This window comes from Actinomyces qiguomingii, assembly GCF_004102025.1.
Taxonomy (GTDB): domain Bacteria; phylum Actinomycetota; class Actinomycetes; order Actinomycetales; family Actinomycetaceae; genus Actinomyces; species Actinomyces qiguomingii.
Map to the genome: position 1 here is coordinate 3,861,305 of NZ_CP025228.1, position 26,989 is coordinate 3,888,293.

Sequence of the window (26,989 nt, forward strand, 5' to 3'; positions counted from 1 at the left end):
CACGACCACAACTATTAAGACAAGGAGAAGGCCGATGTGTCCCCGCACTACACCATCAACGTCGATGGGTCGGACCTTAGTCACCCGTCGTCGTCTCCTGATCGGATCCGGCACAGTCACCGCCCTGGGACTCCTGGCCGCCTGTGCCCCCGGAGGCAGAAGCAGCTCCACAGCCTCCACCGGCGCCGTCGAGGTATCAACCGACATCGCCGGCCTGCCCGAGCAGACGCTCACTGTCTGGGATCAGGAGACCCGCGGCGGTCAGAACGAGCAGATGGAGCGGCTCAACGCCGCCTTCATGGAGAAGTATCCGAACATAACCATCAACCGAGTCTCGCAGTCATTCGACGACCTGCAGACCACTTTGCGTCTGGCGCTCACGGGCGATGACGCTCCGGACGTGGTTCAGGCCAACAACGGCCGCAACACCATGGGCCAATTCGTCCCCGCGGGCCAGCTCATCAGTCTGGACCCCTGGGTCAGCGCCTACGGCTGGGATCAGAGCTATAGCCCCGCGATCCTCTCTTACTCCTCCTACTCGGCGGACGGGACTGTCTTCGGAGAGGGATCGCTGTGGGGTCTGCCCCAGGTGGGCGAAGCCGTCGGCATCTACTACTCCCCCTCACGACTGCAAGCACTCGGCCTCGAGCCGCCCGCCACCTGGGAGGAGTTCGACGGACAGCTCCAGACGATCAAGGACGCGGGCCAGACTCCTCTCATGCTCGGCAACGTCGAGAAATGGCCGGCCCTGCACGTCTTCGGCCCCGTTCAGGGGGCACACGTCCCCGCGGAGCAGATCCGCGACCTCGGCTTCGGGAACGCCGGGGCCTCATGGGTGACCGACAAGAACCTGGCAGCCGCCACGCAACTGCAGGACTGGGCGAAAAAGGGCTACTTCAACGAGGGGTTCAACGGCCTGGACTACGACACCGTCTGGCAGGACTTCGCCAAGGGCGCCGGCATCTACCTGATGGCCGGCTCGTGGCTGGCCCCGGATCTGGCCGACGTCCTCGGCGAGGATGTGGTCTTCATGCTCCCACCGGCGTCATCCGAGACCGGGAGGGTCGCCACCACCGGCGGCACCGGTCTGCCCTTCGCCATCACCTCGGCGGCGAAGGAGCCGAACGCCGCCGCCGCATACATCGATTTCATCACCAATGCCGACGCGATGCAGGTGCTGGCAGACACCGGAAATGTACCCGTCAATGACACGGCCGCATTCGCCACGGACACCATCAGCGTGACAAACGACGTCATGACCGCCTTCGACACACTCACCACCACCGGTGACGTACTCCCGTACCTCGATTACGCGACCCCAACCTTCGACCAGGTCCTCGGGGACGCGCTCCAAGAGCTCCTGGACGGCAAGTCCACCCCCCAGGAGTTCCTCGACGTACTGGAGGCCGCCTACACCGAGTTCACCGGGGACTGAGCCGATGCTGTTTCCGGCCACGGCGGTTCCGGACTGGACACTGACTCCGGTTCGGAACCGCCGGCGAACGGGAACCGTGCCGGCTTCCACCCACTGTCACCAAGGCTGATCATGAACGCACCCATCATGCCCGGCACCGCCGCGACACCGCAGTCACCCCACGAGGACGGCCCCCGACCCCGGCGCCTTCTCAACAAGCAACAGGGGCGCACGGTGATCTCAGTGATTCTGCTCGCCCTGCCGCTGCTCGTCTACGGCCTTTTCATGCTCTATCCCCTGGGACGAGTGCTCATACTGTCCTTCTACCGGTGGGACGGCCTCGGCGTCGGAGAATGGGTCGGGGTGCAGAACTATGTCACTACCTTTTCCGATGAGCGACTACTGGGGGCCTTCCTGCATGCGCTCGTCCTGATCGCCTTCTACGCCGTCATCCCCCTGATCGTGGGCCTTGTCCTAGCCACGCTGCTGACGCGAACCCAAGTGCGCGGCCTGGGCTTCTTCCGCACCGTGGTCTTCCTGCCGCAGGTGATCGCGATGGTGGTCCTAGCCATCGCCTGGCGACGCATATACGCACCCGACGGTCTACTCAACTCCATTCTTCGGGGATTCAGCCTCGGTTCGCTGACTCGCACCTGGCTGGGCGACTTCTCGACGGCGCTCGTCGCCGTCGGGCTGATCGGCACCTGGGTCAGCACCGGGCTCGTCACCGTGCTGCTCATGAGCGGCATCGCGAACATTCCCAAGGACTACTACGAGGCCGCCACCATCGACGGCGCCGGCTGGTGGCGACGCTTCTGGCACATCACCATTCCCGGAGTCAGGGCGGAGATCCTCGTCTCGCTCACACTGACCGTCATCGCCGCACTCAAGACATTCGACCTCGTTTACGTCACCACCTCCGGCGGTCCCGGGACCTCCACCACGGTCCCCTCCTACGAGGTCTACAACCAGGCCTTCCGACTCGGCAGTGTGGGCACGGCCTCATCCCTGGCGGTCATCCTCACCCTGGTCATCTTCGCAATAAACCTCGCCATCAATCTCCTCGGGGAGCGGGACTGATGCGCGCCTCCGTCACCGAGAGGGTTCTCAACTACGTCATTCTCGTCCTGTTCGCCGCGCAGGCGCTCATCCCGATCCTCTACGTACTGCTGCTCTCACTTCAGTCCGAACGGATCGGGGACGACTCCTTCTGGCATCTGGAGAACTTCGCCACCGCCTGGAGGCAGGGGCACTTCTCCCAATACATGACCAATTCGGTCATCATCGCCGTACTGGTGGTCTCCCTCGCCCTCGTGCTGTCGCTCATGAGCGGATACGTGCTCGGCATCCTCCGTCCCCGCGGCGGCGACATTCTGTTCTATGTCTTCCTGCTCGGCATCATGGTGCCCTCCGAGGCGATCGTCCTGCCGCTGTTCTTCGATCTGCGCGACGCCGGGCTGACGGACACGATCTGGGCGGTGGCGCTTCCCCAAACGGCGCAGTCCCTGGCCTTCGGCACATTCTGGATGCGCGCCTACTTCCGCGGCGTCGACCCGGCCATCCTGGAGGCCGCACGCATAGACGGCGCCGGAGACGTGCGCATCCTGATCTCCATTCTCCTGCCGCTCGGCCGGCCGGCGATCGTCACACAGATAGTCCTGACCTTCATGTGGACCTGGAACGACTTCCTGATCCCACTAGTCATGTCGCCGTCCGGCAAGATGCGCACGGCGCCACTCGGCCTGGCCTTCTTCCAGGGCCAGTACACACAGGGATCCACCCTGCTCGCTGCGGGGGCCGTACTCGTCGCGCTGCCGATGGTCGTGCTCTACCTGCTGCTGCAGAAGCAGTTCATCTCGGGTATGACGGAGGGCGCCGTCAAGGGGTGAGTGCGCCGGGGCGCCGCCACGGAGGTCACGGCCGCACAACCGGCACAGGCGCCACAGTCGGCTTACCTTTGTAGCTCTCGTTTCCGCTTGTCGAGTTCTCCCTTCAGTTCATCGAGATAGGCGATGAGCGACGGAATCTGACTGGATCGCTCGACGGGCCAGGCGCCGGAGTTGGTCGCGCCCCGTAAGAAGTCGCGTTCTCGCTTACAGGCCTCATCGGTGTGGTCGATCAGCCACTTCGGAACCTCTATACCCTTCGCGTACCCTGGCCACTGCTTTTGAAGACGACGAAGCGCTTCTTCTGCAGTAAACGGTCTGGTCGCACCATCACAGTGTTGGAGGAGCCACGCCTCGATAGCTACCGCCTGCATCGCACACCTGTGATCGCCCTCTTCGTTGAGCCAGCGCTCCAACGCCTCTCTGTGCGGCTCATTGGCGTCAGCATCGCACACAATCCAGATGGTCTGGCCCCGCTCGGAACGCTTCCACTGCTTCTCGGCTCTACGCGCATGATCAATCAGGTTCACGAGCGAGGTCTCCCGCCCCGGCCGCCTGGAGCGTGGCCCCGACGGCTGCGGAGCGAACATGTCTTCGTACCTGTACTGCAGCAGAGCACGCACATAACGCTCCTCCGTCTGCCCCTCGGCGCAGAAGAAGAATGGCTCCTTGGCCAGGATCGACCCGCGCCGGTCCTTTCGTTGTCCTTGTGGCCTCGTCCTGCGCTTGCCCACGGCTACTCCTTCACCCCTAGATCTTGGGCACGCCGCCGAGTCGGCCAGACATGTAGAAGGAGAGGAGGTCGGCGTCCTTCCGCACCCCCGCATCGGAGAAGTCAGTGACTCGGGTGAGGCGCGACTGCCCCTCAACCTTGTCCGCCAGCCAGATCTCGTCTCGGCGCAGCACATCGGAGCGCATCAACTGAACCTCGTGGGTGGTGAATATCAGCTGGCGTCGGTCGTCCGCATCAAGACCCTCGAGGAAGGAGCGGAGAAAATCCTCGGTGAGCTTGGGATGCATCGAGTTCTCCAGCTCGTCGACAACGAAGACTCTGCGCGTGTCCTCGTCGCGCAACTGGAGGAGCACCGGCAGAAGATTCATGAAGCGCTGTGTACCGTCGGACTCCTCGCGCAGTTGAAGCCTGAACGACGCCGATGCCGCCCCCGGCGGTTCGTCCGCCTCGTGGAGCGTCACCAGTCGCCTCGCCGTCGGCTCCCCCTCATCGAGGGACAGCAAAGCCCAGTCGCTGTCCTCCATGCCGATCACCAGGGAGCCACCCCGATCCTCAAGCATCTCAACCAGCTCGTCCACGCGCTCCGCGGGCAGGGGCAGCGCCGCCATCTCCATGGCCTCCAACTCCAGGCGCGAGATGCCGGTATCGGCCCGGGTCAGTCCCTCGTTCATGGCGGAGGCGAACATGTCGTCGGCATCTATGCGCGCCGGCAAGTACACGTACCGGTCACCGGGGTGGATCACGGTGAGCTGATGCGCGAACCAGGCGCGAGCGGCCTCAATGAGCGGCCCGCCGTCGGAGCCGACCGCGCCCAGGAAGGTCTCGTTGTCAGCGATGACGGTTGCATGCGCTCCTGCACGCGGATTGTCGTCGAGTTCACCGTACAGTTCGACGTCGTCACCGTTCCGATCGAAGACGAACTCCTCCGTGCGCGTGCGCACCAGCACCAGGGACTCGCGCCGAATCCTGCGCCTGTCTGCGGCGACCTCGTAGATGAACACCTGGTCCCGCTCGGCCCCGGCGCCGTCGTGGACCGGGGCGACGAACTCGACCCCGAATGCGGTGGGCTCACCCCGGCCCCTGAGCAGATGCGGCGTCATGCGTAGGGCGGCACCCGCCGGACGCGTATCGAGCACCAGATTCCGCAGTGCCTCCACGGCTTCTACGAAGGTGGACTTGCCCGCTGCGTTGGCGCCGTAGATCGCCGATACGGGCAGCACCCGGGATCGGCCGATCTTGGCGAGTCGCTCGCCATGCTGCCGCTCACGTGTTGCGACCATGGAGAACTCGACCGGCTCGTAGTAGGACTTCCAGTTCTGCACCCGCAGGTACCGAAGCATGCCGACCTCCTAGAGGAACACTCGCAAACGCTACGCACTTAAAGCAGAATCACTGCATCAAGTGTAGCATGCCGCTTGTGCGACTGTGTACCGGTGCCCGCCGCGCACACCGTTGTCCCTTCCCGGCCCGGGGTATAGCGTCGTTACCACCTCGCCGGAGTCGAAGGAGCCCGTCATGAGCAGCGCCGCTCACGCCACCGCCCGCACCCCCGCTCAGCCAGAGCCCGCCCCGCGCTACCCGCGCCACCCCTCCGCGCCCGAGCCCACGCGCCCCTACAGCGCCCCCATGCCCGACCAGAGCCCGGCCCCGCCCTCGGGCGGGCCGGTGCGCTTCGGCGTCGTCGGCGGCGGCTGGCGCGCCCGTTTCTTCCTGCGCCTGGCCGCCATGGCTCCCGAGCACCTGGAGTGCGTGGGCGTCCTGGCCCGCCGCGGCGAGTCGCGCGCTGCCCTGGCCGAGGAGTTCGGCGTGGTCACCACCGACTCCCTGGACGGCGTCCTGGCCCGCTCCCCCGAGCTGGTCGTGCCGTCGGTGAGCTGGACCGCCATGCCGGACCTCATCCGTGAACTGGTGGAACGCGGAATGCCGGTACTGTCGGAGACTCCGCCCGCGCCCGAACCCGACTCGCTGCGCTCCCTGTGGCACGACGTCGGCTCCTCCGGGCTGGTACAGGTCGCCGAGCAGTACCCGCGCATGCCCTCTCACGCCGCCCGCCTCGCGGCCATCCGCGCCGGCACCATCGGCACCCCAACCTGGGCGCAGGTCTCCTCCACGCACGGCTACCACGCCGTCTCCCTGCTGCGGCACCTCCTCGCCGACGACGCCGCCCCGCTGGACGGTCCCGTCACCGTCACCGCCCGCAGCTTCCCGGCGCCGCTCCTCCAGCCGCTGGGCCGCGACGGCTGGAGTGCCGTACCCGCGGTCGAGCCCGGTCAGACGGTGCTCGCCACCCTCGCCTTCGACTCCGAGCGCACCGGCGTCTACGAGTTCACCTCTAATCAGTGGCACAACCCGCTGCTGTCCCGCCGCGTGCTGGTGCGCGGCACCCTGGGGGAGATCGTCGACGACGCCGTCACCCGCTGGGTGCCCGACGCCGGGGCGGTGACCAGTCGGATCGAGTACCGGCGCACGGGGCGCGACCTGAACCTCGAGGGCAACGACCTGATCCACGCCAGCCTGGACGGGCGGGTCGTCTACCGCAACCCGTGGGTGGGCACGCGCATGAGCGAGGACGACCTCGCCGTCGCCACCATCCTTCAGGACACCGGCCGGTGGGTGCGGGAGGAGGGACCGGCGCCCTACCCGCTGGCGCAGGCCTGTCAGGACCATCTGCTGTCCTGCGCCATCGATGAGGCCGCCGCCTCCGGGCGGGACGTGACCACCGACGTCGAGGACTGGGCCTGAGGGCCGGCGCCCACCGATCAGGGCTGTCAACTACTGACAACTACTGTTAAGAAATTAACAGTAGTTGTCAGTAGCTTGTCAGTAGCAGGTGCCTGCGGGATCCACACCTTCGGCGGAACGTACCTGCTGGTCAGGCCCAGGGGATGACCCACGTAGATCGCGGGTCTCGCGGCGACCTACCGGTGCGCATCACCAATCCCTCGGCCTCCAGAGCCTTGAGGCGCTTCAGCGCCGTTTGGCGGGTGACACCCATCGCGTCAGCAATGTCCGCAGTACCGAGCGGCCCGGTGCTGCGCAGCAACGCCATGGCATCGAGCGCGGGCCGGCCAAGCCGGTCGACAACCGTCGTCGATATTCGCGAGGCGGCATCCAGACTCACTATTACACTCGTCGACGTCTGCCGGTACACCGGGTCACCGAGACCCGCCTGGCGCATCTGCCCCACCATGCGACAAATCCCCTCACCCAGCTCCTGAGCGAATCCCAGGTCCGAGCAGACGCGCGCGATACGCGGGTTACGCGCATATCTGGCGATCTCAAGCGGTCGGGACGGGTCGACCAGTCCGGGGAAACGGCCCGGCGAGGAGACCTCAATACGATGCGGGAAGATCGAGACCCGGATGTGGTCACCAGCCATCGAGTACGAGCGGTGGATGACTGCGTTGACGATCGCCTCCATCCACGCCTCGCGAGGAATGACATCCACCGGACCGAATTTGCCATCTACGCCGAGTGCACGACGGCGTGGAGCCCACTCCTCGACCAAGGAGAAGGCGGCTTCAATCATCTCCGGGATCGTGCCCTCCAGGCGGCGATCACCATCGGCAACCATCGTCTGGCGTGATCCCACACCGGTCTCATCGGCCTGGTATCGCAGCACGCGCACGAGTGCCTGCGGGAGGAAACGCTGCGGGTGCACCCCCACCAGGAGCAGTCCGGCAACCGTCAATCGATCATCGGGAGTTACTAGAGAGCGTGCGCGCAGTACGTGCAGGTCATCCCCTTCCGCGCCAATGACCTTCCGAAGCGCATCTACACGAGCCGAGTCCACACCTTCTAGGCCGACTGGAGCCGGCTGCGCCTCATAGGCATCGGCCTCACGGTCGTAGACGAGTTCCTGCCAAGCTGTCCGACTCAGCGTGATGGTCGAGTCACCCGCCCGAATGAATGCCTCCTCGCCGGTGCGTTGATGGGCGTGACGACTCGGCTCCACCAGAAACACCAGGACATGGTCCTGCGTGTGGTCGGAGCGTTCGACCGGCATCTCCTCCACCCTGAGCACGAGTGGCGGATCGATGAGATCAACCGGGACCCGGCGCAGTCGGTTGACCTTGCGGGTCTCACCGTCAATACCTTCAATCCGCCCCTCGCTGACCCCCACAGCCACCATGCCGCCTTCGGCATTGGCCATGCCGATCAGCGCGGCAGCGAGCCGCTTGGCGTCGACGCGCACCGACTTGCGTTCAAACCATTGGGTCTCCGGCGCACCAGCGAGCAGCACCCCGCGCTGCCGCGGTTCTGCCACCGCCAGCGCATCGAAGTCGATCTTGCCTGTCGGCTCTCTCACAGCCGTCTTCACAGACCTACTGTAAAGAAATTAACAGTAGTTGTCAGTAGCTTGTCAGTAGCAGACGAGCAGCCGCCGCGGCGGCGGCGCCGGCGGCGCCCCTCAGGGGCGCACCGCGACGGCCTCGATCTCCACGCCGGCGCCCAGCGGCAGCGCCGCCACCTGGAAGGCTGCCCGGGCGGGCAGCACCGCGCCGGTGAAGAAGCGCGCATAGACCTCGTTGACGGCGGCGAAGTCGGCGATGTCCGCCAGCAGCACGGTGGTCTTGACGACGTGCTCGTACCCCAGGCCGGCAGCCTCAAGGATCGCGCCGATATTGGTCAACACCCGCTCGGCCTGGGCCGCGATGCCGCCATCGACCAGTTCGCCGGTGGCAGGGTCGAGCGGCACCTGCCCGGAGATGTAGACGGTGGCGCCGCTGCCCGCGCCGGTGGACACGGCCTGGGAGTAGGGTCCGACGGCGGCCGGGGCGCTGGTGGTGGCAATGGCGGTCTGTGCAACAGTGGACATGTCGGCATCCTAGCCGCGCGCCCGTGGCCCGATGCCCCGCGGCTGCCCGGCGCCCCCGCCACCACGCCGTCGTTCCCCGCGAGACCGGCACCAGTAACACGCCGAGACCGGCACCAGTAACACGCCGAGACCGGCACTAATGACGCCTCGAAACGGTCGGTCCGGACTGGTTCACGCCTATCCCAGGAACGGTTGCCGCACCCGCGGCCGCAAGACCAATACGTCCGCTCTCCGGGAATCCCAGGACATGCTCCGTGGTCCGTGACACACTGCATCCATGCACGAACGCGCAGGACTTCCCGCCCAACCAGAGGATCTCATTGACGTCGATGAGGTCGTCAACGCCTACTACGAACTCGTCCCCGACCCCGCGATCCCGGCGCAGAAGGTCGTCTTCGGCACTTCCGGTCACCGCGGCTCATCCCTGGACACCGCCTTCAACGAGGCTCACATCGTCGCCACCACCGCGGCGATCGTCGAGTACCGGCGTTCCCAGGGGACCGACGGCGTGCTCTACATCGGCCGCGACACTCACGCCCTGTCCGAGCCCGCCTGGCGCACCGCCATTGAGGTGCTCGCCGGCGCGGGCGTCACCACCGCCGTGGACGCTCGCGGCTCCTACACGCCCACCCCCGCCGTCTCGCACTCGATCCTACTGGCCAACGGCGCCGCCACCGAGTCCGGCGTGCGCACCAACGGCCCCGGCCTGGCCGACGGCATCGTGGTTACCCCCTCGCACAACCCGCCCCGCGACGGCGGCTTCAAGTACAACCCACCCCACGGTGGCCCCGCCGACTCCGACGCCACCAGCTGGATCGCCGCCCGCGCCAATGAGCTGCTGGCCGACGGCTGGCGCGAGGTGCCGCGCGTGCCGATCGCCGAGGCGCTGGACGGCAACTACGTCGTCAAGCACGACTACCTCGAGACCTACGTGGCCGACCTCGAGAACGTCATCGATATGGATGCCATCCGCGATGCCGGCGTGCGCATCGGCGCCGACCCGCTGGGCGGCGCCTCCGTGGACTACTGGGGCGCCATCGGCGAGCGCTACGGCCTGGACCTGACCGTGGTCAACCCGAAGGTCGACCCGGCCTGGTCCTTCATGACCCTGGACTGGGACGGCAAGATCCGCATGGACTGCTCCTCCCCCAACGCCATGGCGTCACTGCGCAACGCCATGACCCCCGACGCCGAGGGCAACACCCCCTACGATGTCGCCACCGGTAACGACGCCGACTCCGACCGCCACGGCATCGTCACCCCCGACGGGCTGATGAACCCCAACCATTACCTGGCCGTGGCCATCGAGTACCTGTTCACGCACCGGCCCGGCTGGCCCGCGGAGGCCGCCGTCGGCAAGACGCTGGTCTCCTCCAGCCTGATCGACCGGGTCGTGGACGCCATGGGCCGCAAGCTGGTGGAGGTGCCGGTCGGCTTCAAGCACTTCGTGCCCGGCCTGCTGGACGGCTCTGTCGGCTTCGGCGGCGAGGAGAGCGCCGGCGCCTCCTTCCTGCGCAAGGACGGCACCGTGTGGAGCACGGACAAGGACGGCATCATCCTGGCCCTGCTAGCCAGTGAGATCATCGCCATCACCGGCAAGACCCCCTCCCAGCTGCACGAGGAGCAGGTGGAGCGCTTCGGCGCCTCCGCCTATGCCCGCATTGACGCCGCCGCCACCAAGGAGGAGAAGGCCAAGCTGGCCGCGCTGTCGCCGCAGGACGTCACCGCCACCGAGCTGGCCGGGGAGCCGATCACCGACCGCCTGGTGCGCGCCCCCGGCAATGACGCCCCCATCGGCGGGCTCAAGGTCACTACCGCCAACGCCTGGTTCGCGGCGCGTCCCTCGGGCACGGAGGACGTGTACAAGATCTACGCCGAGTCCTTCAAGGGCGCCGAGCACCTGGCTCAGGTCCAGGAGGAGGCCAAGCAGGTGGTCTCCGCCGCCCTCGGCGGCTGACCACCGCACGGTAGGCACAGCCACCACGCCACAATGCAGCCGGAGCCGGCGATGGGGTCATCCCATCGCCGGCCCCCGTATTCACTCCTCGCGCCAACAGCCCAGGCGGCGGGCCACCGGTTCGACGAGTTGTACGGTCTGCCGCGAGAGCACCTGAGAACTGGTCAGCCTGAGCGGCACATAACCCCGCCGCAGCAACGACTGGTCGCGACGATGATCGTTCTCCCACGATTTCCGGTCGCCGTGGTAGGCGTATCCGTCCGTTTCAATGACCAGGCGTCCCATGAGCAGATCCACCTCGAAGCCCAGATCGGCGGCGACCTCCGGCTCCTGCCCGGCCTCCTGCAAGTCGTAGCGTGCGATCGTCTCCAAGAGGGATCGGGCCCGAGGATCGGCCCGCCCCACAAGCCCGCGCAGGCGACCATTGCGCGGGCCCACCAACCGGGCCAGAAGCGTGGTCTTGTCAACCAGCCCGATTCGCACAGCGGCATCCAGTGCGATCAGCGCATCGAGCTCGTCGGCACACCGCATGACCGTCAGCACGACGGATTCGGGATCGGCGATCGGTGGTTCCAACGGGTCTTTCGGCGCCAGGCCGTCGACATAGTGGATGACAATGCGTCCCACACCGGAGGGGATGTGCGTATGCCCGCGTGGGACGGCTATGTGGATCGAAGCCGGCTCCTCGCGTTGCGCAATCCCGTAATGAGCAAGGGCACGACCACAGGTCAGCAGGCCACCCACGCGCCTGGCAACAATCGTCGCCCGATCGACGTGCGGCAGCGCCACCACACCCTGGGGATAGGCCTTGACTCTGCCGGTTGAGACGAGGCGGGCGAGCGCGCGCCAGTCGGAGCGATCACGGCACAGCCGCGCCCGCCTCACCGCGCCGGACCGACTGAGCTCAATCAGGAGACGATCCTCCCTAGCATAGGGATCCATGCTTAAATCATGTCAAACACAGCTATCCATATTCAATGAATAGAACGATCCTGTGGAAAACGTGCCGGCCGCACCTTCAAAGCGCTGCCGTGACCTGACAGTCAGCTCCCCCGCCCCTGGCTGCGGGCGCCGACACCGCCCGAGCTGTCACAAAATGCAGCACTTTCCCACGGCTACGCACCGGCAGACACCAGAGCAAGCGCATGGTCATGCGGTTTCACCCTGCGGCGGATGCGGCTGCCAGCTGAAAGTGCTGCATTTCATGACAGGCCCCCAGTCATTGGGCCGATTCGCATGACTTTGCCGCTCCTCGGGCGAGCCCCGGCGGCGCCCGGCGGCGATGGCGGCGCCCGGCGGCGATGGCGGCACCCGGCGGCGATGGCGGCACCCGGCGGCGATGGCGGCACCCGGCGGCGATGGCGGCACCCGGCGGCGATGGCGGCGCCCGGAGCCGGTCGTGCGCTCCGGATGTTGAGTAAGCGACTCGCATCCAACGCCGTTCTGAGTCCTGGCCGATATGTGTCAGCCTAGATACATGCGTAAAACCCTCACCGCGTTCACCGCCCTCGCCGCACTCCTGCTGGCGCCGGGGTTGACGGCCTGCCAAGGCGGCACCAATGCTGACACCGCCACCGCAGCGGCAACGCCATCGGTGTCTGCCGCCCCCAGCGAGATCGCATTGCCCGAGGACGCCAGCGCCACCGCGAGCGCCCAGACCGTATCCGCCATGGAAATCAAGGTGGGCGACTGCCTCATCTACGGAGACAACTCGACCTCCGCCAGTACTCCTACCGCAACCGACGCATCCAGCACGCCACCCGCCACCGCCTCAGCGACAGCCGACGCGTCCGAGGGCACGGAATCCGACGGAACCGTTGCCAGCGCAACACTGGTCGACTGTGCCTCCCCGCACCTGTATGAGGTCTACGCCGAGGGCACGATCTCCGCGGACGGCTTCCCCGTCGGCTACGTCATGGAGCAGTACGTTGCGGACATCTGCTACGACGCCTTCGAGTCCTACGTCGGCATCAGCTACAACGACGCCTATTCACAGGGCCGCTACGCAGTCACCTCGCTGCGTCCGACGAAGGCCACCTGGCAGCAGGGCGACCGCGCGGTCTCCTGCATCCTGACCTCCGTGGACGGCAGCGAGCTGACCGGCACCGCCCGCAACGCCGGTAACTGAGCGTCACGGCCGCCATCCGCCACTCCACCTCACCATTTGCGACACCGTCCTACGCCCTGCCGGTGCCCGCGCCGACACGATCGGGAACGGCGACATCCGGCGAGGTAGGCGTGCCGTCAGGCGCGGGACCGAGGCCCGCTATCAGATCCCGGGTGGTGCGGCCATCGTCCGAGGCGTTGTTGATGCCGGTGAGCGCAGGCCCCGCAGCCGCCGCTGTCATTCCCGTCCCCTCGCCCAGCTGTGCGTCGTTAGCCGCAGCATCCAACGCGCCCGTGCTCGGCATCCGCCCGAGTTCGTCTGGCCCGGCCTTGGCCCGAGCGGCCTCGTCCCGGGCGGCCTCGTCCTGCATCATGAAGGCGGTGGAGATCATCAGCTTGATGCGGTTTAGCTGGTTGACCTCACTGGCCCCGGGGTCGTAGTCGATGCCGACGATATTGGCCTGCGGGTAGCGGCGGCGGATCTCCCGGAACATGCCCTTGCCGACCACGTGGTTGGGCAGGCAGGCGAAGGGCTGGCAGCACACGATATTGGGGGCGCCGTGCTCGATCAGTTCGATCATCTCCGCGGTCAACAGCCAGCCCTCCCCGGCCTGGTTGCCCAGGCTGAGGATTTGGCTGGCCTTCTCGGCCATTTCCGTAATCGGGGACTCGACATCGAATTTCCCGCCGGCGGCCGCCAGGGCGGCCCGGGCCGGGGCCTGCACCTGCTCGATGAACCACACCCCCGCCTTCTTCTGGTAGACGGTGTCGGTGCCGATGCCGTAAACATCGGCCCGCCACTGGGCGGTGGACATGCCGTTGAGGAAGAAGCCCAGCAGCCCGGGGACCACGGCCTCGCAGCCCTCGGCCTCAATGACGTCCACCACGTGGTTGTTGGCGTCCGGCTGGAACTTGACCAGGATCTCCCCCACCACGCCGACGCGCGGCTTGCGGGGCACATCCGCCAGTTCCAGGGCGTCGAACTCCCGCACCATCTCCCGCAGCAGGCGGCGGTAGCCGATGCGCCCACCCCAGGTGGCCGAGCGGCCCTTATGCTCGAAGAACTCGCAAATGATGGCGTTCCAGCGCTCGTACAGGGCCCGGGCGGAGCCGGGCACCGCCTCGTAGGGGCGCACCCGCAGCAGGCAGGTGCTCAGGGTGTCGCCGATTACGACCCCCTGCAGTGCCTTGTAGGCCATGGTGGGACTGAGCTTGAAACCCGGATTCTCCTCAATGCCCTGCAGGGAGACGGCCAGCACCGGGATCTGTGGGTAGCCGGCCTCGCGCAGGCCCTTGCGGAGCATGGCGGCGTAGTTGGTGGCGCGGCACATGCCGCCGGTCTGGGAGATGGCGACCACGCACTTGTCGGGATCGTGGGAGCCGTCCTCAAAGGCGCCGATAAGCTGTCCGATCACCATGATCGCGGGGAAGCAGGCATCGTTGTTGACGTAGCGCAGCCCCACCTCGAGGTCGGCCTTGCTGGCGGACTCCAGCAGCTCCACCTGGTAGCCCAGGCGCCGCATGAGCGGCTCCAGCGGCCGGAAGTGGATCGGACTCATCTGCGGCATGAGGATGGTGTGGGTCTGGCGCATCTCCTCGGCGAACATCGGGGTGGTGGCGGCCGGCAGGTTCCGCTCGCTGCGGGCCACGCGCCCGGCGAGCGTGCGGTCACCGTCATCCGCTGGCGCCGGGTTCTCGCGCACGGCGGCGCCGCCCTCCTTGCCGACGGCGATCGCCTGCCGGGCGGCGGATGCGGTGGTATCGATCTCGACGGGCTGGTTCGCCAGTTCCTGCGCCTGCTCGCCGACGGCGTCCGCCGCCTCCATGCCGGCTTCACCACTTTGCCGACGGCGGGCTTGGCTGGCGGCGGCGAGCGAGCGCAGGCGGATGGTGGCGGCACCGAGGTTGGAGACCTCGTCGATCTTGAGGGTGGTGTACACCCCACCCGCGGACTCCAGGATCTCCTGCACCTGGTCGGTGGTGACGGCGTCGACGCCGCAGCCGAAGGAGTTCAACTGCACCAGTTCCAGATCGTCGGCCCGGGTGACCAGCTCGGCGGCCCGGTACAGGCGCGAGTGGTAGGCCCACTGGTCGCGCACGCGCAGTTTCGGGGACACGTCGGCGACGGCGACCGATGCTGTCGGCGCCGGCAGCCCCTCCGCGGTGACGTCGGACCAGTCGGCCGGCGCCTGCGGATTCTCCTCGCCGTGGCCCAGGCCGGCCCGCAGTCCGCGGCGCATGGCGGCAACGGCGCGGGACAGCGCGCCGCCCGCCACCGCGTGCTCGGCTCCGTCCCCGACGGCTTCGGGGGCAGGTTCCGGCTCGGGCAGGATCGAGTCCTCGGACAGCACCGCCATACCCAGGGTGTTGATGACGTCGGGGACGCCGTGGTTGATTTCGGGATCGATGTGGTACGGACGTCCAGCCAGCACGATGCCCTTGCGGCCGTGCTCGCGCATCCACTCCAGGGTGCGGCGGCCCTCGGCGCGCACGTCCGCCTTGAAGGCGGCGTCCTCGGCGAAGCCCGCCGCCACGGCCTTGCGGGCTTCGGGGAGGGTCACGTCCCAGTCGGCGAATACCTCCACCAGCCGCTCGGCCAGTTTGACGGGGTCGGCGAGGTTGAGGAAGGGGGCGAGCATGCGCACGCCGCCCACGTCGCCGACAGGAGACCTGGAGTCTTTGGCCGCTGCGCCTTTACGGCTGGACGTGGCGGCCGACTCGGCGCCCTCCAGCACCGCGGCCTTGTCAGTTACCGCCTCCGCCTGCGCGGCGGCGGAGCCCGGCGCGCCGTCGTGGATGGCTTCGACGTTGTTGCGGATGACCTCGGGGTAGGTGGCCACGATCGGGCAGTTGTAGTGGTCGTCGGCGCCGTCCACGAGCCCGCGCTCGTAGAAGACGCAGGGGAACCAGATGGTCTGCACGCCCTTGTCGATCAGCGACTGGACGTGCCCGTGGGCGAGCTTGGCCGGGTAGCACACGTTCTCGGAGGGGATGGAGTCCATGCCCTTCTCGAACAGCTCGTGGTTGGAGCGGCCCGACACCATGACGCGGAAGCCCAGTTGGGTGAGGATCGTGAACCACAGCGGGTAGTTCTCGTACATGCCCAGCACCCGGGGCACGCCGATCTCGCCGCGGGTGTCCTGCCCCTGGCGCAGGCGCCGGTAGGCGAAGGTGCGCCGGTACTTGTAGTCGTACAGGTTGGGCATGTCGGACTTGGTCTTGCGCCGCTCCTGGGTGGCGCCGCGCTCGCAGCGGTTGCCGGACACGTGCCGCTGGCCGTCGTTGAAGGTGGTGATGGTCAGCTTGCAGTGGTTCTGGCACAGCTTGCACACCGTGGTCTCGGAGGTGTAGCCGAAGCGGGACAGCTCGGCCAGGCTCATGAGCGTGCCGGGGACGCCGTCGTAGGTCTGGTGCGCCGTCAGGGCGGCGCCGAAGCAGCCCATCAGGCCGGCGATGTCCGGGCGGACCACCTCGCGGCCGGTGAGCAGTTCGAAGGCGCGCAGCACGGCGTCGTTGAGGAAGGTGCCGCCCTGGACGCTGATGCGCTCGCCCAGCTGGGAGGCGTCGCGCAGCTTGATGACCTTGTACAGGGCGTTGCGCACTACCGAGTAGGACAGCCCGGCGCTGATGTCGCCGGGGGTGGCGCTGTCCTTCTGAGCCTGCTTGACCGAGGAGTTCATGAACACGGTGCAGCGGCTGCCCAGGTCCACCGGGTCCTGCGCGGTCAGTGCGGAGGCGGAGAAGTCCTGGATGGACTGGCCCATGGACTGGGCGAAGGTCTGCAGGAAGGAGCCGCAGCCGGCGGAGCAGGCCTCGTTGACGGAGATGGAGTCGATGGCGCCGCCGCGGATGCGCAGGTACTTCATGTCCTGCCCGCCGATGTCGATGACGCTGGTGACGCCGGGGTTCAGGTGGGCGGCGGCCCGGTAGTGGGCCATGGTCTCCACGAGCCCCTCGTCAATGCGCAGCGCCGCCTTGACAATGCCCTCGCCGTAGCCGGTGACGCAGGAGCGCACGATGCGCACGTGCGCGGGCATCTGAAGGTGGATGCGGCGCAGGATCTCGACGGCGGCGGTGACGGGGTCACCCTCGTTGCCGGCGTAGTGCTCCCACACGATGCGGTCCTGGGAGTCGATGACGACGGCCTTGATGGTGGTGGAGCCGGCGTCTATGCCCAGGAAGCAGTCCTCGTAGCGGGTGGGGGCGGTGGTGTGTGCGGCTTCCTCAGCGGAGTCCGTGCCGCCGGGCGTGTTGGCACCGGCGCAGACATCGTCGGCCTCGGTGGCGGGCGGGGCGGGCCAGCCGACCCGCTCCACCGTGGCCCGGGCGTGGCGGGCGCGGAAGGCGGCCAGCTCGGCGTCGTCGGCAAACAGGGGGCGCATGCGGCTGGCGCCCGTGCCGGCGGCGCGGCGGGAGGCGAGGCGGTCGGCGATGGCGGTCAGCGGCGTCGGCTCCCCCTCCGCCAGGAGGGCGGCGCCGACGGCGACGTACAGCTGGGCGTCGTCGGGGCAGGTGAAGGAGTCGACCTGGTCGGCCAGGGTGCGTTCGAAGGCCCGGCGCAGCTCGGGCAGGAAGTGCAGCGGGCCGCCCAGGAACATGACGTTGCCGCGGATGGGGCGACCGCAGGCCAGGCCGGCAATGGTCTGGGTGACCACGGCCTGCAGCACGGAGGCGGCCAGGTCCTCGCTCGCGGCGCCCTGGTTGATCAGCGGTTGGAGGTCGGACTTGGCGAACACGCCGCAGCGGGAGGCGATCGGGTAGAGGGTCTGGTACTTGGCGGCCAGCTCGTTCAGGCCGGAGGCGTCGGTGTGCAGCAGCTGCGCCATCTGGTCGATGAAGGCGCCGGTGCCGCCCGCGCAGGTGCCGTTCATGCGCTGCTCGGGGGTGGGGTGCAGGTAGGTGATTTTGGCGTCCTCGCCGCCGAGTTCGATGATGACGTCGGCCTCGGGGTTCTTGGCCTGCACGGTGCGGGTCTCGGCGATGACCTCCTGCACGAAGGGCAGGCCCATCAGGTTGGCCAGGTTGAGCCCGGCGCTGCCGGTGACGGCGCCGCGCACGCGCGCGCCCGGGAAGGCGGCGCTGACCTCGCCCAGCAGGCGGGAGACCTCGCCGCGCACGTCGGCGTGGTGGCGGCGGTACGCGGCAAAGACCGGCTCGGGGAAGGGCGCGCCCGCGACCGGTTCGGGCACGAGCACGAGCTTTACGGTGGTGGAGCCGACATCCAGGCCCAGGCGCAGGGCGGCTGCATTATTGGCGGCATGGTCGGTGACACCGGCTTCGGATGCGGCTGCGTGTGACGCCGCGCCGCCGGCGGCGGAGCCGACATCGGCGCGGCGGGCGGGGAAGGCGGGCATGCCCAGCGGGACAGCCATGAGGGACGGGCCGGTGCCGGCCACCGGCGCACCTACTGCGGGCGCGGCGGAACGGGCAGCGGTTTCTGGGACGGACTGCGAGACTGACTGTGAGACGGACGCGGCGTCGGAGCGCGGTTCGACGCCACTGCGGTCGGCGTTGTCGATCATGCCTTCACCTCTCGACCCGTACGGACGATCTGCTTCCAGGGCCACCCGGGACCCGGGGTAGTGCAGGACCGTAATCGAGCCCGCCCACAGGTTCAACGGCGTTGAAATTACCTCAACCCAGGACTTCCGGCCCAAGGACTTTCCACGGAGGTGGCGCGAAAAACCCCGGAACCATTACGCGGCACCCTGGACACCGTTGAATATTGCACACTCAACTTCCCTTAATTCCAATGCGTTGAGCCGTCCACGATCACGTCAGGCCGCTGAGTCAATCCCGCCCGCGGGCCGCCCGGGCCCCGAGCCCCGCGGCGGATCCGCGGCCCGATCCGCCGCACGGACCACTAACACCGCACACCGCAGCGACTCAATCGTTTAGCCTCGACATATGCATGATGCGGCCGCACCCCGGAAGGACGAGGCGGAGCGCACGTCCTCGGATTCCCTCACCTCCACGAGCGGCACCGACACCACCCCCGGGTCCACGGCGCGACGCCGCGGCCCCCGCTCGGGCAGCCGCGCTTCGGCTGGCACCGAATCCACGCGCGACGCGATCCTCAATGCCGCCCGCGACTCCTTCCTGGCCAAGGGCTACGCCAAGACGACGATTCGCGGCGTGGCCCGTACGGCCGGCGTCGACCCGGCGCTCGTCTCCTATTACTTCGGGTCCAAGGGGGACCTGTTCGGAGCCTCCATGAATCTGCGCATTCGGGCCGGTGAGGAGATCGCCAAGGTGGTCTCCGGCGACATCCGCACCGCCGGGCCGCGGCTGGTGCGCCTGGCGATGACCGCCTGGGACGACTCCTCCGGCGGGGCGACCTTCCGTGCCCTGCTGCGCTGGGTAGCCACCGACGACGGCGCCCCCGAGGCCGTGCAGACCTACGCCACCAACCAGCTCGCCGTGCCCGTGACGCAGGCCCTTGATCAGGCGGGGGTAGTTGGGCCAGACGCCCGGGAGCGCGCCACCCTGGCGGGCAGTCAGCTGGTCGGGCTGGCCATGATCCGCTACATCTATCGTGTCGAGCCGATCGCCAGCGCCTCGGTCGATCACCTGGTTGAGGTGGTGGGCCCCACCATTCAGCACTACTTGACCGGTCCGCTGCTGCACCATTGAGCGCACAAGCTCGCTCACGGCCACGGCGCCACACGCGCGAAGCCTTCTGCCGCCACCCCGAACGGGGGTGATACCGGTGTGTCGCACGTTCCCGTTAGCATGGGGGCGTGATCTTCAAGGCCGTTGGCGACTGCGCCCCATACCCCGCACACGGGATCACTGCGCAGCGCGACTGGTCGGCCATCGCTCCCCGGCAGATCCGGCTCGACCAGCTGGTGACCACCCGCGCACAGCTGGACCTGCGCGGACTACTCGATGACGACTCCACCTTCTACGGCGACCTGTTCGCCCATGTGATCGCCTGGAACGGGAACCTGTATTTGGAGACCGGGCTGCACCGGGCCCTGCGCGCCGCCCTCCAGGGACGCACTTTCATCCATGCGCGTGTACTCGAACTCGCCAACGACGGCCGCCCGCTGCCCGCCCCGCCCCCGCCCACGCAGTAGTCGGCCACGTAACCGTCGAGATCGGTCGATATAACCGTCGAGACCGGTCGACATAACCATCGAGACCGGTCGACATAACCATCGAGACCGGTCGATATAACCGTCGAGACCGGTCGACATAACCATCGAGACCGGTCGATATGGCGGCCGCTATCCCGCTGCCCCGCCTCACCTCTGCCGGCGGGCACGCTTGGCGTAGGCCGGCCCCTCGAGTTCGGTGCCCGCTGGTGCCGACGCCGGCGAGGCCTCCTCCAGATTCGTCCCCCGGACCCGGGAGACGACGCGCATGACGTGGTACACGACGATCGCTGCCAGCGAGCCGAGCGCAATGCCGGCAAAGGTCATATCCCCCCAGCTGAAGGTGTAGTCGGCGATGGCGATGACCATGGCCACCGCCGCGGTGTTGAGATTGACCGGATCGGAGAAGTCCACGCGGTTCTGCACCCAGATGCGCACCCCGAGCATGCCGATCATGCCGTAAAGGACGGTTGCCGCCCCGCCCAGCACGCCGGCAGGGATCGTGGCGATCACGACGCCGAACTTCGGCAACATGGACAGCCCCAGGGCAGTAGTCGCGGCAATCACGTACGCCGCCGTGGAGTACACGCGGGTGGCGGCCATGACGCCGATGTTCTCCGCGTAAGTGGTCGTGCCCGAACCGCCGCCGGCCCCGGCGAGCATGGTGGACACGCCGTCGGCAAAGAGCGCGCGGCCGGTAACGTCGTCGAGATTCTCCCCCGTCATGGCGGCCACAGACTTAACGTGCCCGATGTTCTCCGCCACCAACACCAGCACAACCGGGATGAACAGACCCAGGAGACTGAAATCGAAGGCGGGGGCACGGAAGTCGGGGACGCCGACCCAGTCGGTCTGGGCGATCCGGGAGAAGTCGACCTCTCCGCGCACACAGGCGGTGGCGTAGCCGATCAGCACACCAATGAGAATGGACAGGCGCCCGATGATGCCCTTGAACAGCACGGTGATCAGGAGGATCGACACGACCGTCACCAGCGCCGTCACCGGGGCGGTCTTGACATTGTCCCAGGCGCTGGGGGCCAGGTTGAAGCCGATCAGGGAGACGATGGCGCCCGTGACGATCGGCGGCATGAGCCGGTCGATCCAGCCGGTCCCGGCCACGTGGACGATCACACCGACGACGGCGAGCAGCGCCCCGACGGCGATGATCCCTCCCTGGGCCAGGGAGGCCCGCGCCTCCTGCAAGGGCGCTCCCGAATCGGCGGCGAATCCGGTCACGGCCCCGATCGGGGCGATCAGCGCGAAGGACGAACCGAGGTAACTGGGCAGCCGTCCCGCGGTGACAAGGATGAACAGCAGCGTGCCCAGTCCAGTGAAGAACAGGGTGGTTGACGGGTCGAAGCCTGTCAGCAGCGGGACTAGGAAGGTTGCACCGAACATGGCCACTACGTGCTGCACACCGATACCGACCGTGCGGGGCCAACTCAAACGTTCGGAGGGGCCGACGACCTCGCCGGGGGCGATCGAATGCCCATCGCCGTGGAGGGTCCAACCGCGGAGGCGTCGGTTCAGGTTGAAGGGCTGATCGGAGGACACGTGGGCTCCTGTCGCGTGGGTGCGGCGAATCCGGTCGCGGGGAGCGACCCCGCCGGCGAGGCCGGACAGCCCCGCCGAGGCGCAAGTCTAGGAGTCTTTCAGACATCGGCAGGAAACGGTGATCCGGCCGAGGGGCCGAGCATCTGCGTCAAAGGGGCTTCAAAGCACTCCGCGCCGGAAACCCGGCATGCCAGCTAATGACTCGTGCCTACGCATTACGAGACACGCATACGTGGCGCGCCTCACTGGAATGTGGTTTCGCTGCGGCCGCAGGGCCCGCACGAAACATCACATATGTGCGGGATATGTGTTTCACATGGTTAGCATAGAAAAGTTGCCTTTAGTGGTAGCTGGTCCGAGACGGCGGCAGTCGTCCCTCACCTAGCGAACGGAAGCAGCCCATGTCCCTCAGCACTCTTGCCTATATCGCCATCGACCTGGTAGCCCTGGTCCTGCTGGTCGGCGTCCTGTACACGCGACGGCATTCCCGCAAGGATCTGTTAGCCGCCTATGTGGGCGTCAACATCGGAGTCCTGGCGGTGACACTCCTGCTGTCGACGGCGTCGGTCGGGGCGGGCCTGGGGCTGGGTCTGTTCGGCGTGCTGTCAATCATCCGTCTGCGCTCCACCGAGCTATCCCAGCACGAGGTCGCCTACTTCTTCGCCGCCCTGGCCCTGGGACTGCTTGGAGGCATCACCGCGGCGCCGCTGCCGATGACGGCGGTGCTCATGGGGCTCGTCGTCGCCTCCCTGTGGATTGCCGACCATCCGGCAATCATGCGCCGCAACCGCCATCAGATCATCATGGTGGATCGGGCCATCACCGACGAGGACACCCTCATCGCCCACCTGGAGCAGCTGCTGGACGCGCAGGTGCGTTCCGTAGAGGTGCAGCGCCTGGACCTGGTGGACGACACCACACTCGTAGATGTGCGCTTCCGCCTGCCCAAATCGGGCCGTTCGCGAGTGTCCGGGAGTGCTGTCGGCACCGCCGCGGGCGTCGGCACCGCCGGCGTCGCCCCCGATGTTGCGGCACCCGCCTACTCCGGCGTCGCCCCCGCAGCGACAACGCCGCATCCCTCTCCTGCCGGGCACGGGGCCGATGCTTTCACGGCGGCCCCGGCCAACACCGCCGATTACGCCTTCCCGCCGGCCGTCCAGCCCACCAGCCGCTGAACGGGATCGCAGACGGCGATCGGCCCGTCGCATGTGCCGCACCGCGACAGGAGTCATCAGTCATGAACCAGCACCTGAACACCTCTCATCTTCCGACCATCTCCCTGGAAGAACTGAACGCCGCAGCCGGTCTGCTCACACGCATCGACCGCAAGTATCTCCTCCCACTGGCCTCGGCCCAGGAGGTTGTCGACTCCCTGAGCGGACAAGCCCGCGTCCTGCGGATCGGCGAGGACCGGCGCTTCGCCTACGCCTCCACCTACTTCGACACCACCGGCTTGGACTGCTATCTGCTGACGGCCCGCAAGCGGCGGCGTCGGTTCAAGGTGCGCACCCGCTCCTACCTGGACTCCGGAATCTGCTTCCTGGAGGTTAAAACCCGCGGGCCGCGGGGCGCCACAGTCAAGGAGCGCATCCCGTACGCGCCCGACAACGCCGATCGCCTCACCCCGGACGGACGCGCCTTCGTGGCCGACTGCCTGATCCGTTCAGGGACCTGCCCAACGGCGCGCGCCCAGGAGATCGCCGCCGCACTGGCGCCGGTTCTGGGCACCTCCTACGAACGCAGCACCATGCATTTGCCCCATGCTCAGGCCCGGATGACGGTAGACACCGGCCTGGTATGGACGGCCCTGGGCCCTGCCGCCGCTGCGAGCGCCTCGGCCGACGACCTGGTGATCATTGAGACGAAGAACCCGGCCACGCCATCGCCCGCGGACCGACTGTTGTGGGCCGGCGGGCACCGCCCCGCAAAGATCTCCAAGTACGCCACCGGCATGGCGCTGCTGCACCCGCAACTGCCCGCCAACAAGTGGCACCGGGTGCTCGGCCACGAGCTGGCCTCCTCCCGCCACGACCATAACGACGCTGTGGCATACGCCGCCTGAGTCGTCACCCGATCACCGATACCGCCGGCGCCGGCTCTGGCCGCGGCACGGCTGCACCGATGCCGATCCCGGCATCTGAAGATCACCAACAGCTCCGCTTCGCCGCGCCCGTTTCAGCGTCGGCGCCGGATCATCACACCCAAGAATGAGGACACACGCATGAACAATCCGTTCAAACATCTGCCTCCCGCCGCGCTCCGCACCGATCACCGCCACCGTGGCATGCGCCGCGCCCGCCGCATCGGCACCGGTCTTCTGACCCCGCTAGCCGCACTTGTGCTGGCCGCGGGGTGCTCCACCGGCGCGACCGGAACCGCCACTGGCACCACCGGATCCTCCACCGGCGCGACCGGATCGTCCACCGGCACCACCGCTTCCGGGGCGGCGTGGACCACCATCACCGCACAGGTGGCCACGGCCTCCACCGGAGCCAGCGCCGCCGAGATCCTGGCGGCCAACGCCGACACCTCCGCGGCCACCGCGGCCGTAACCGCCGACGATGACGCGGGCACCTACGACGCCGCCTCCGCCACCACGATCGCCCTGTCCGGCGACTCTGCAAGTGTCGCGGGCGACGGCGCGGCCGGGGTGAGCGTCGACGGCGGCACCGTCACCATCAGCGCCGCCGGCACCTATGTGCTGTCCGGCGAACTCACTGACGGCGAGATGATCGTGAACGCCGATGACGCCCAGGTGCGGCTGGTACTCGACGGTGCCTCCATCACCAATGCGGACGGGCCGGCGATCGACATCCAGGACGCCGGCAGCGCCGTCGTCGTGCTGGCCGAGGGGTCCGAGAACACGCTCACCGACGGGCAGACTTACGCCGACACCTCCGCGGACGCCCCCACGGCGGCCCTGTTCTCCTCCGACACCGTGGTGATCACCGGCACCGGAGGGCTGACCGTTACCGGCAACCACAACGACGCCATCTCCTCCAAGAACGGCCTGGTGATCCAGGGGGCGCCCACACTTACGGTGAACGCCGTCGACGACGGCATGCGCGGCAAGGACTACCTGGTCATCTCCGGCGGAACCATCACCGTCACGGCCGACGGGGACGGGCTGAAGTCCACCGAGGACGACGACGAGACCATGGGCTTCATCGCCCTGGGTGCGGCCGACATCACCATCACCTCCGGCGACGACGGCGTATCCGCCACCACCGACGTCACCGTGGAGGGCACCACGTTGACCGTGACCGCGGGCGGCGGGCAGGCCAATGCCACACCGGAGGCGGACTTCGGCGGGGCGCCCGGACAGCAGGGCGGGGTCGCGGCTGGCTCCGGCACCGACGTCGCCGCCGAGGACACCACAGACGATGAGGACGAGTCCGGCGTCGACGAGGCCGCCAAGCCCAAGGGCATCAACGCGGGCGTCAGCTACACGCAGGAGGAGGGCACCGTCACCCTGGACGCCGCCGACGAGGGGCTCCAGGCAGCCTTCATCAACATCTCCGGCGGCGCCCTGACCATCACCGCAGGCGACGACGGTATCAACGCCACCAACGGCGACTATGTGATCGAGGGCTATGAGAACGTCGACTCCGAGTCCGACGACGGCTCGGTGCTGACCATCTCCGGCGGCCAGGTGCAGGTGTCCTTCGCCTACTCCGACGGCATCGACTCCAACGGGTCGGCGTATGTGACCGGCGGGCAGGTGGTTGTCTCCGGCCAGGCGGGCTCCATGGACGGGGCGGTGGATGTCAATGGGGAGAGCCAACTGATTGGCGTGACCGGTTCCCCGAGCGTGAGTGCGGGTGACACCATCACCGTCACCGGCGCCGACGGCGCCTCCTGGGAGATGACCAGCGTGTTCACCTCCCAGTACCTGACCGTGCTGGGCCTGACCGAGGGCGAGGAGTACACGGTGGCCACCACCTCGGGCGGCTCGGCCACCGGCACCGCCGCGGCCCTGACCACCGGCATGGGCGGGCCCGGCGGTGGTATGGGCGGCCGCGGCGGTCAGCCGCCGTCCGACGGCGGTGTCAGCGGGCAGGGCCAGGGCGGTCAGGCGCCCTCTGGCGAGGCCGACGGCGGCTTGGGCGGCGATCCCGGCCAGGCTCCGGCAGACAGAACCCAGTCCACCGAGTCCTGAGGCAGGCATGCGCACGGCGGCCGCAGACGCCGGTAGCCGTGCGCATGCCGAGGTGCGGTGGCCGAGGTGCGCCGGTCGAGGTGCGCCGGTCGAGGTGCGCCGGCCGACCCGATGTGCACGCCGTCGTCTACTACGCCCCTTCGGCGTTGGGTACTCCGGTTAGGTGTTTGCTGAAGGCTTTGGAGTCCTTCAGCAAACACCTAAGTGGCGTAGTAGAGGACGAACCGGCGTAGTAGAAGGCCTCGCGGTCACGCAGGAGGATCCGCGGGCCGTGGGTCAGGTCAGGTGCTCCTTGAGGAAGGCGTCGACGACGTCGAGCACGCCGTCCTGCCAGAAGGGGGCGCCGCCATGGTCGGCGCCGTCCAGCCGGTAGAAGGTGACGTCCTGGCCCTTGGCCTGCAGGTCCTGCACCAGCCAGACCGACTGGGAGAAGTTGACGATGCGGTCCTTGTCGCCGTGGATCACCAGCAGCGGCGGCAGGGTGCGCCGCGAGGCATGCGGGACGTGATCCATGATGACGGTGGGGGCCACCAGCTCGGGGTGCTCATCCACGCGCACCCGGCCAATGAGCCATCCCTCGGGGGAGTCGGCCTCCAAATGGTCCTGAATGGACAGGTATTCGTTCATGCGGCCGATGTGTGTGGGGCCGTAGTAGTCGACGAAGGCGCGCAGGCCCAGTGCCTCGGTGACGGGCTCGTCGGAGAAGGCAGGATCGTCGTCGGCGCCACCCGTGCCGGTGGCCCAGGTCATCAGGGTGGTGTGACCGCCGGAGGAGTCGCCCCACATGGCCATGCGATTGACGTCGACGTGGTACTCGGCGGCGTGAGCACGCAGCCAGCGCACCGCCGTCTTGGCGTCCTTGGCCTGGGCCGGGAAGGGCGCGACCTCGCTGCCCCGGTACTCGACGATGGCGATCACGTAGCCGCGGGCGGCGAAGGCGGCGAGGTTGCCCAGCTCCTGGCCGAGCCGCTGGGTGTGGAAGGCGGAGCCCTGCACGTACAGGATGGTGGGGTAGACGTCGGTTGCAGTGTCGGGGAAGGCGGCGCGACGCGGCGGCATGATGATCTGCAGGTGGAGCGTGCGGCCGGACTTCTCGGCGTAGGGCACGTTCAAGTGGACCACCCCGTAGCGGGGAACGTCGACCGCGGAGAGCGTGCGCATGCCGGGGACGGTCAGCGCGGAGGCCGGGAAGTCGGCGGGCGCGACGAGCCGGGGCGGGGTGAATTGGAAGTCGGTCATGGCGTGGCTCCATATCAGTAGGACG

General features: G+C 67.9%; 19 protein-coding genes. 11 read left to right on the forward strand and 8 right to left on the reverse strand.

Annotated elements, in window-relative coordinates; translation table 11 throughout:
* Nucleotides 1–64: 64 nt before the first annotated feature.
* The 3 genes from CWT10_RS16155 to CWT10_RS16165 all read left to right on the forward strand — a co-directional run bounded on the left by CWT10_RS16155 (nucleotide 65) and on the right by CWT10_RS16165 (nucleotide 3,303).
* Nucleotides 65–1,435 (forward strand): ABC transporter substrate-binding protein, encoded by a 1,371-nt coding sequence (locus CWT10_RS16155; RefSeq protein ID WP_103061749.1) that lies wholly within the window; start codon nucleotides 65–67, stop codon nucleotides 1,433–1,435.
* A 111-nt stretch (nucleotides 1,436–1,546) separates the two neighbouring features.
* Entirely contained in the window at nucleotides 1,547–2,494 is a 948-nt protein-coding gene (locus CWT10_RS16160; protein ID WP_199176292.1) for a carbohydrate ABC transporter permease, read from the forward strand.
* Nucleotides 2,494–3,303 (forward strand): carbohydrate ABC transporter permease, encoded by an 810-nt coding sequence (locus CWT10_RS16165; RefSeq protein ID WP_103061748.1) that lies wholly within the window; start codon nucleotides 2,494–2,496, stop codon nucleotides 3,301–3,303. Before CWT10_RS16160 ends, CWT10_RS16165 begins: the two co-directional genes overlap by 1 nt.
* 62 nt (nucleotides 3,304–3,365) lie before the next feature.
* On the opposite strand, the gene CWT10_RS16170 is transcribed toward CWT10_RS16165, so the two are convergent.
* Both CWT10_RS16170 and CWT10_RS16175 read right to left on the reverse strand, forming a co-directional pair.
* Nucleotides 3,366–4,034, reverse strand: coding sequence for an RloB domain-containing protein (locus tag CWT10_RS16170; RefSeq protein WP_158247575.1), 669 nt, complete (start codon nucleotides 4,032–4,034; stop codon nucleotides 3,366–3,368).
* Between the two features lie 16 nt (nucleotides 4,035–4,050).
* Nucleotides 4,051–5,373 (reverse strand): AAA family ATPase, encoded by a 1,323-nt coding sequence (locus tag CWT10_RS16175; protein WP_103061746.1) that lies wholly within the window; start codon nucleotides 5,371–5,373, stop codon nucleotides 4,051–4,053.
* A gap of 175 nt (nucleotides 5,374–5,548) precedes the next feature.
* Here CWT10_RS16175 and CWT10_RS16180 point away from each other — a divergent pair, with 175 nt between their 5' ends.
* Complete coding sequence (locus tag CWT10_RS16180; RefSeq protein ID WP_199176291.1) at nucleotides 5,549–6,775, forward strand: Gfo/Idh/MocA family protein; 1,227 nt, start codon at nucleotides 5,549–5,551, stop codon at nucleotides 6,773–6,775.
* A gap of 130 nt (nucleotides 6,776–6,905) precedes the next feature.
* Here CWT10_RS16180 and CWT10_RS16185 read toward each other — a convergent pair whose 3' ends face one another.
* Together CWT10_RS16185 and CWT10_RS16190 are read right to left on the reverse strand one after the other, a co-directional pair.
* On the reverse strand, nucleotides 6,906–8,354 hold the full coding sequence (locus CWT10_RS16185; protein ID WP_233187980.1) for an ATP-binding protein: 1,449 nt from the start codon (nucleotides 8,352–8,354) through the stop codon (nucleotides 6,906–6,908).
* Nucleotides 8,355–8,444: 90 nt separating this feature from the next.
* Nucleotides 8,445–8,852 carry a RidA family protein gene (locus CWT10_RS16190; RefSeq protein ID WP_103061745.1) on the reverse strand — a complete coding sequence of 136 codons (408 nt, stop codon included), beginning with the start codon at nucleotides 8,850–8,852 and terminating at the stop codon, nucleotides 8,445–8,447.
* Nucleotides 8,853–9,129: 277 nt separating this feature from the next.
* Here CWT10_RS16190 and pgm point away from each other — a divergent pair, with 277 nt between their 5' ends.
* On the forward strand, nucleotides 9,130–10,809 hold the full coding sequence (pgm, locus tag CWT10_RS16195) for a phosphoglucomutase (alpha-D-glucose-1,6-bisphosphate-dependent) (RefSeq protein WP_103061744.1): 1,680 nt from the start codon (nucleotides 9,130–9,132) through the stop codon (nucleotides 10,807–10,809).
* A gap of 81 nt (nucleotides 10,810–10,890) precedes the next feature.
* On the opposite strand, the gene CWT10_RS16200 is transcribed toward pgm, so the two are convergent.
* On the reverse strand, nucleotides 10,891–11,751 hold the full coding sequence (locus CWT10_RS16200; protein WP_103061743.1) for a hypothetical protein: 861 nt from the start codon (nucleotides 11,749–11,751) through the stop codon (nucleotides 10,891–10,893).
* A gap of 535 nt (nucleotides 11,752–12,286) precedes the next feature.
* On the opposite strand from CWT10_RS16200, the gene CWT10_RS16205 reads away from it, so the two are divergent.
* Nucleotides 12,287–12,937, forward strand: a complete 651-nt coding sequence (locus CWT10_RS16205) for a septum formation family protein (protein ID WP_158247601.1) — start codon at nucleotides 12,287–12,289, stop codon at nucleotides 12,935–12,937.
* Between the two features lie 49 nt (nucleotides 12,938–12,986).
* Here the strand turns inward: CWT10_RS16205 and CWT10_RS16210 are convergent, their stop codons facing one another.
* Entirely contained in the window at nucleotides 12,987–18,437 is a 5,451-nt protein-coding gene (locus CWT10_RS16210; RefSeq protein WP_233188047.1) for an acyl-CoA dehydratase activase-related protein, read from the reverse strand.
* A gap of 385 nt (nucleotides 18,438–18,822) precedes the next feature.
* Between CWT10_RS16210 and CWT10_RS16215 the strand changes: the two genes are divergently transcribed.
* On the forward strand, nucleotides 18,823–19,548 hold the full coding sequence (locus CWT10_RS16215) for a TetR/AcrR family transcriptional regulator (RefSeq protein WP_103062376.1): 726 nt from the start codon (nucleotides 18,823–18,825) through the stop codon (nucleotides 19,546–19,548).
* Between the two features lie 107 nt (nucleotides 19,549–19,655).
* On the forward strand, nucleotides 19,656–19,994 hold the full coding sequence (locus tag CWT10_RS16220; protein ID WP_103062377.1) for a type II toxin-antitoxin system VapB family antitoxin: 339 nt from the start codon (nucleotides 19,656–19,658) through the stop codon (nucleotides 19,992–19,994).
* A 168-nt stretch (nucleotides 19,995–20,162) separates the two neighbouring features.
* Here the strand turns inward: CWT10_RS16220 and CWT10_RS16225 are convergent, their stop codons facing one another.
* Complete coding sequence (locus CWT10_RS16225; RefSeq protein WP_103062378.1) at nucleotides 20,163–21,566, reverse strand: uracil-xanthine permease family protein; 1,404 nt, start codon at nucleotides 21,564–21,566, stop codon at nucleotides 20,163–20,165.
* A gap of 401 nt (nucleotides 21,567–21,967) precedes the next feature.
* On the opposite strand from CWT10_RS16225, the gene CWT10_RS16230 reads away from it, so the two are divergent.
* From CWT10_RS16230 to CWT10_RS16240, 3 genes are all read left to right on the forward strand, one after another.
* Nucleotides 21,968–22,741, forward strand: coding sequence for a DUF4956 domain-containing protein (locus CWT10_RS16230; protein WP_174721979.1), 774 nt, complete (start codon nucleotides 21,968–21,970; stop codon nucleotides 22,739–22,741).
* Between the two features lie 62 nt (nucleotides 22,742–22,803).
* Nucleotides 22,804–23,628: a polyphosphate polymerase domain-containing protein gene (locus CWT10_RS16235; RefSeq protein ID WP_103062379.1), complete on the forward strand. Its 825-nt coding sequence runs from the start codon at nucleotides 22,804–22,806 to the stop codon at nucleotides 23,626–23,628.
* Nucleotides 23,629–23,787: 159 nt separating this feature from the next.
* On the forward strand, nucleotides 23,788–25,725 hold the full coding sequence (locus tag CWT10_RS16240) for a carbohydrate-binding domain-containing protein (protein WP_103062380.1): 1,938 nt from the start codon (nucleotides 23,788–23,790) through the stop codon (nucleotides 25,723–25,725).
* Between the two features lie 276 nt (nucleotides 25,726–26,001).
* Here CWT10_RS16240 and CWT10_RS16245 read toward each other — a convergent pair whose 3' ends face one another.
* Nucleotides 26,002–26,964 carry an alpha/beta hydrolase gene (locus CWT10_RS16245; protein WP_199176318.1) on the reverse strand — a complete coding sequence of 321 codons (963 nt, stop codon included), beginning with the start codon at nucleotides 26,962–26,964 and terminating at the stop codon, nucleotides 26,002–26,004.
* Nucleotides 26,965–26,989: the final 25 nt, after the last annotated feature.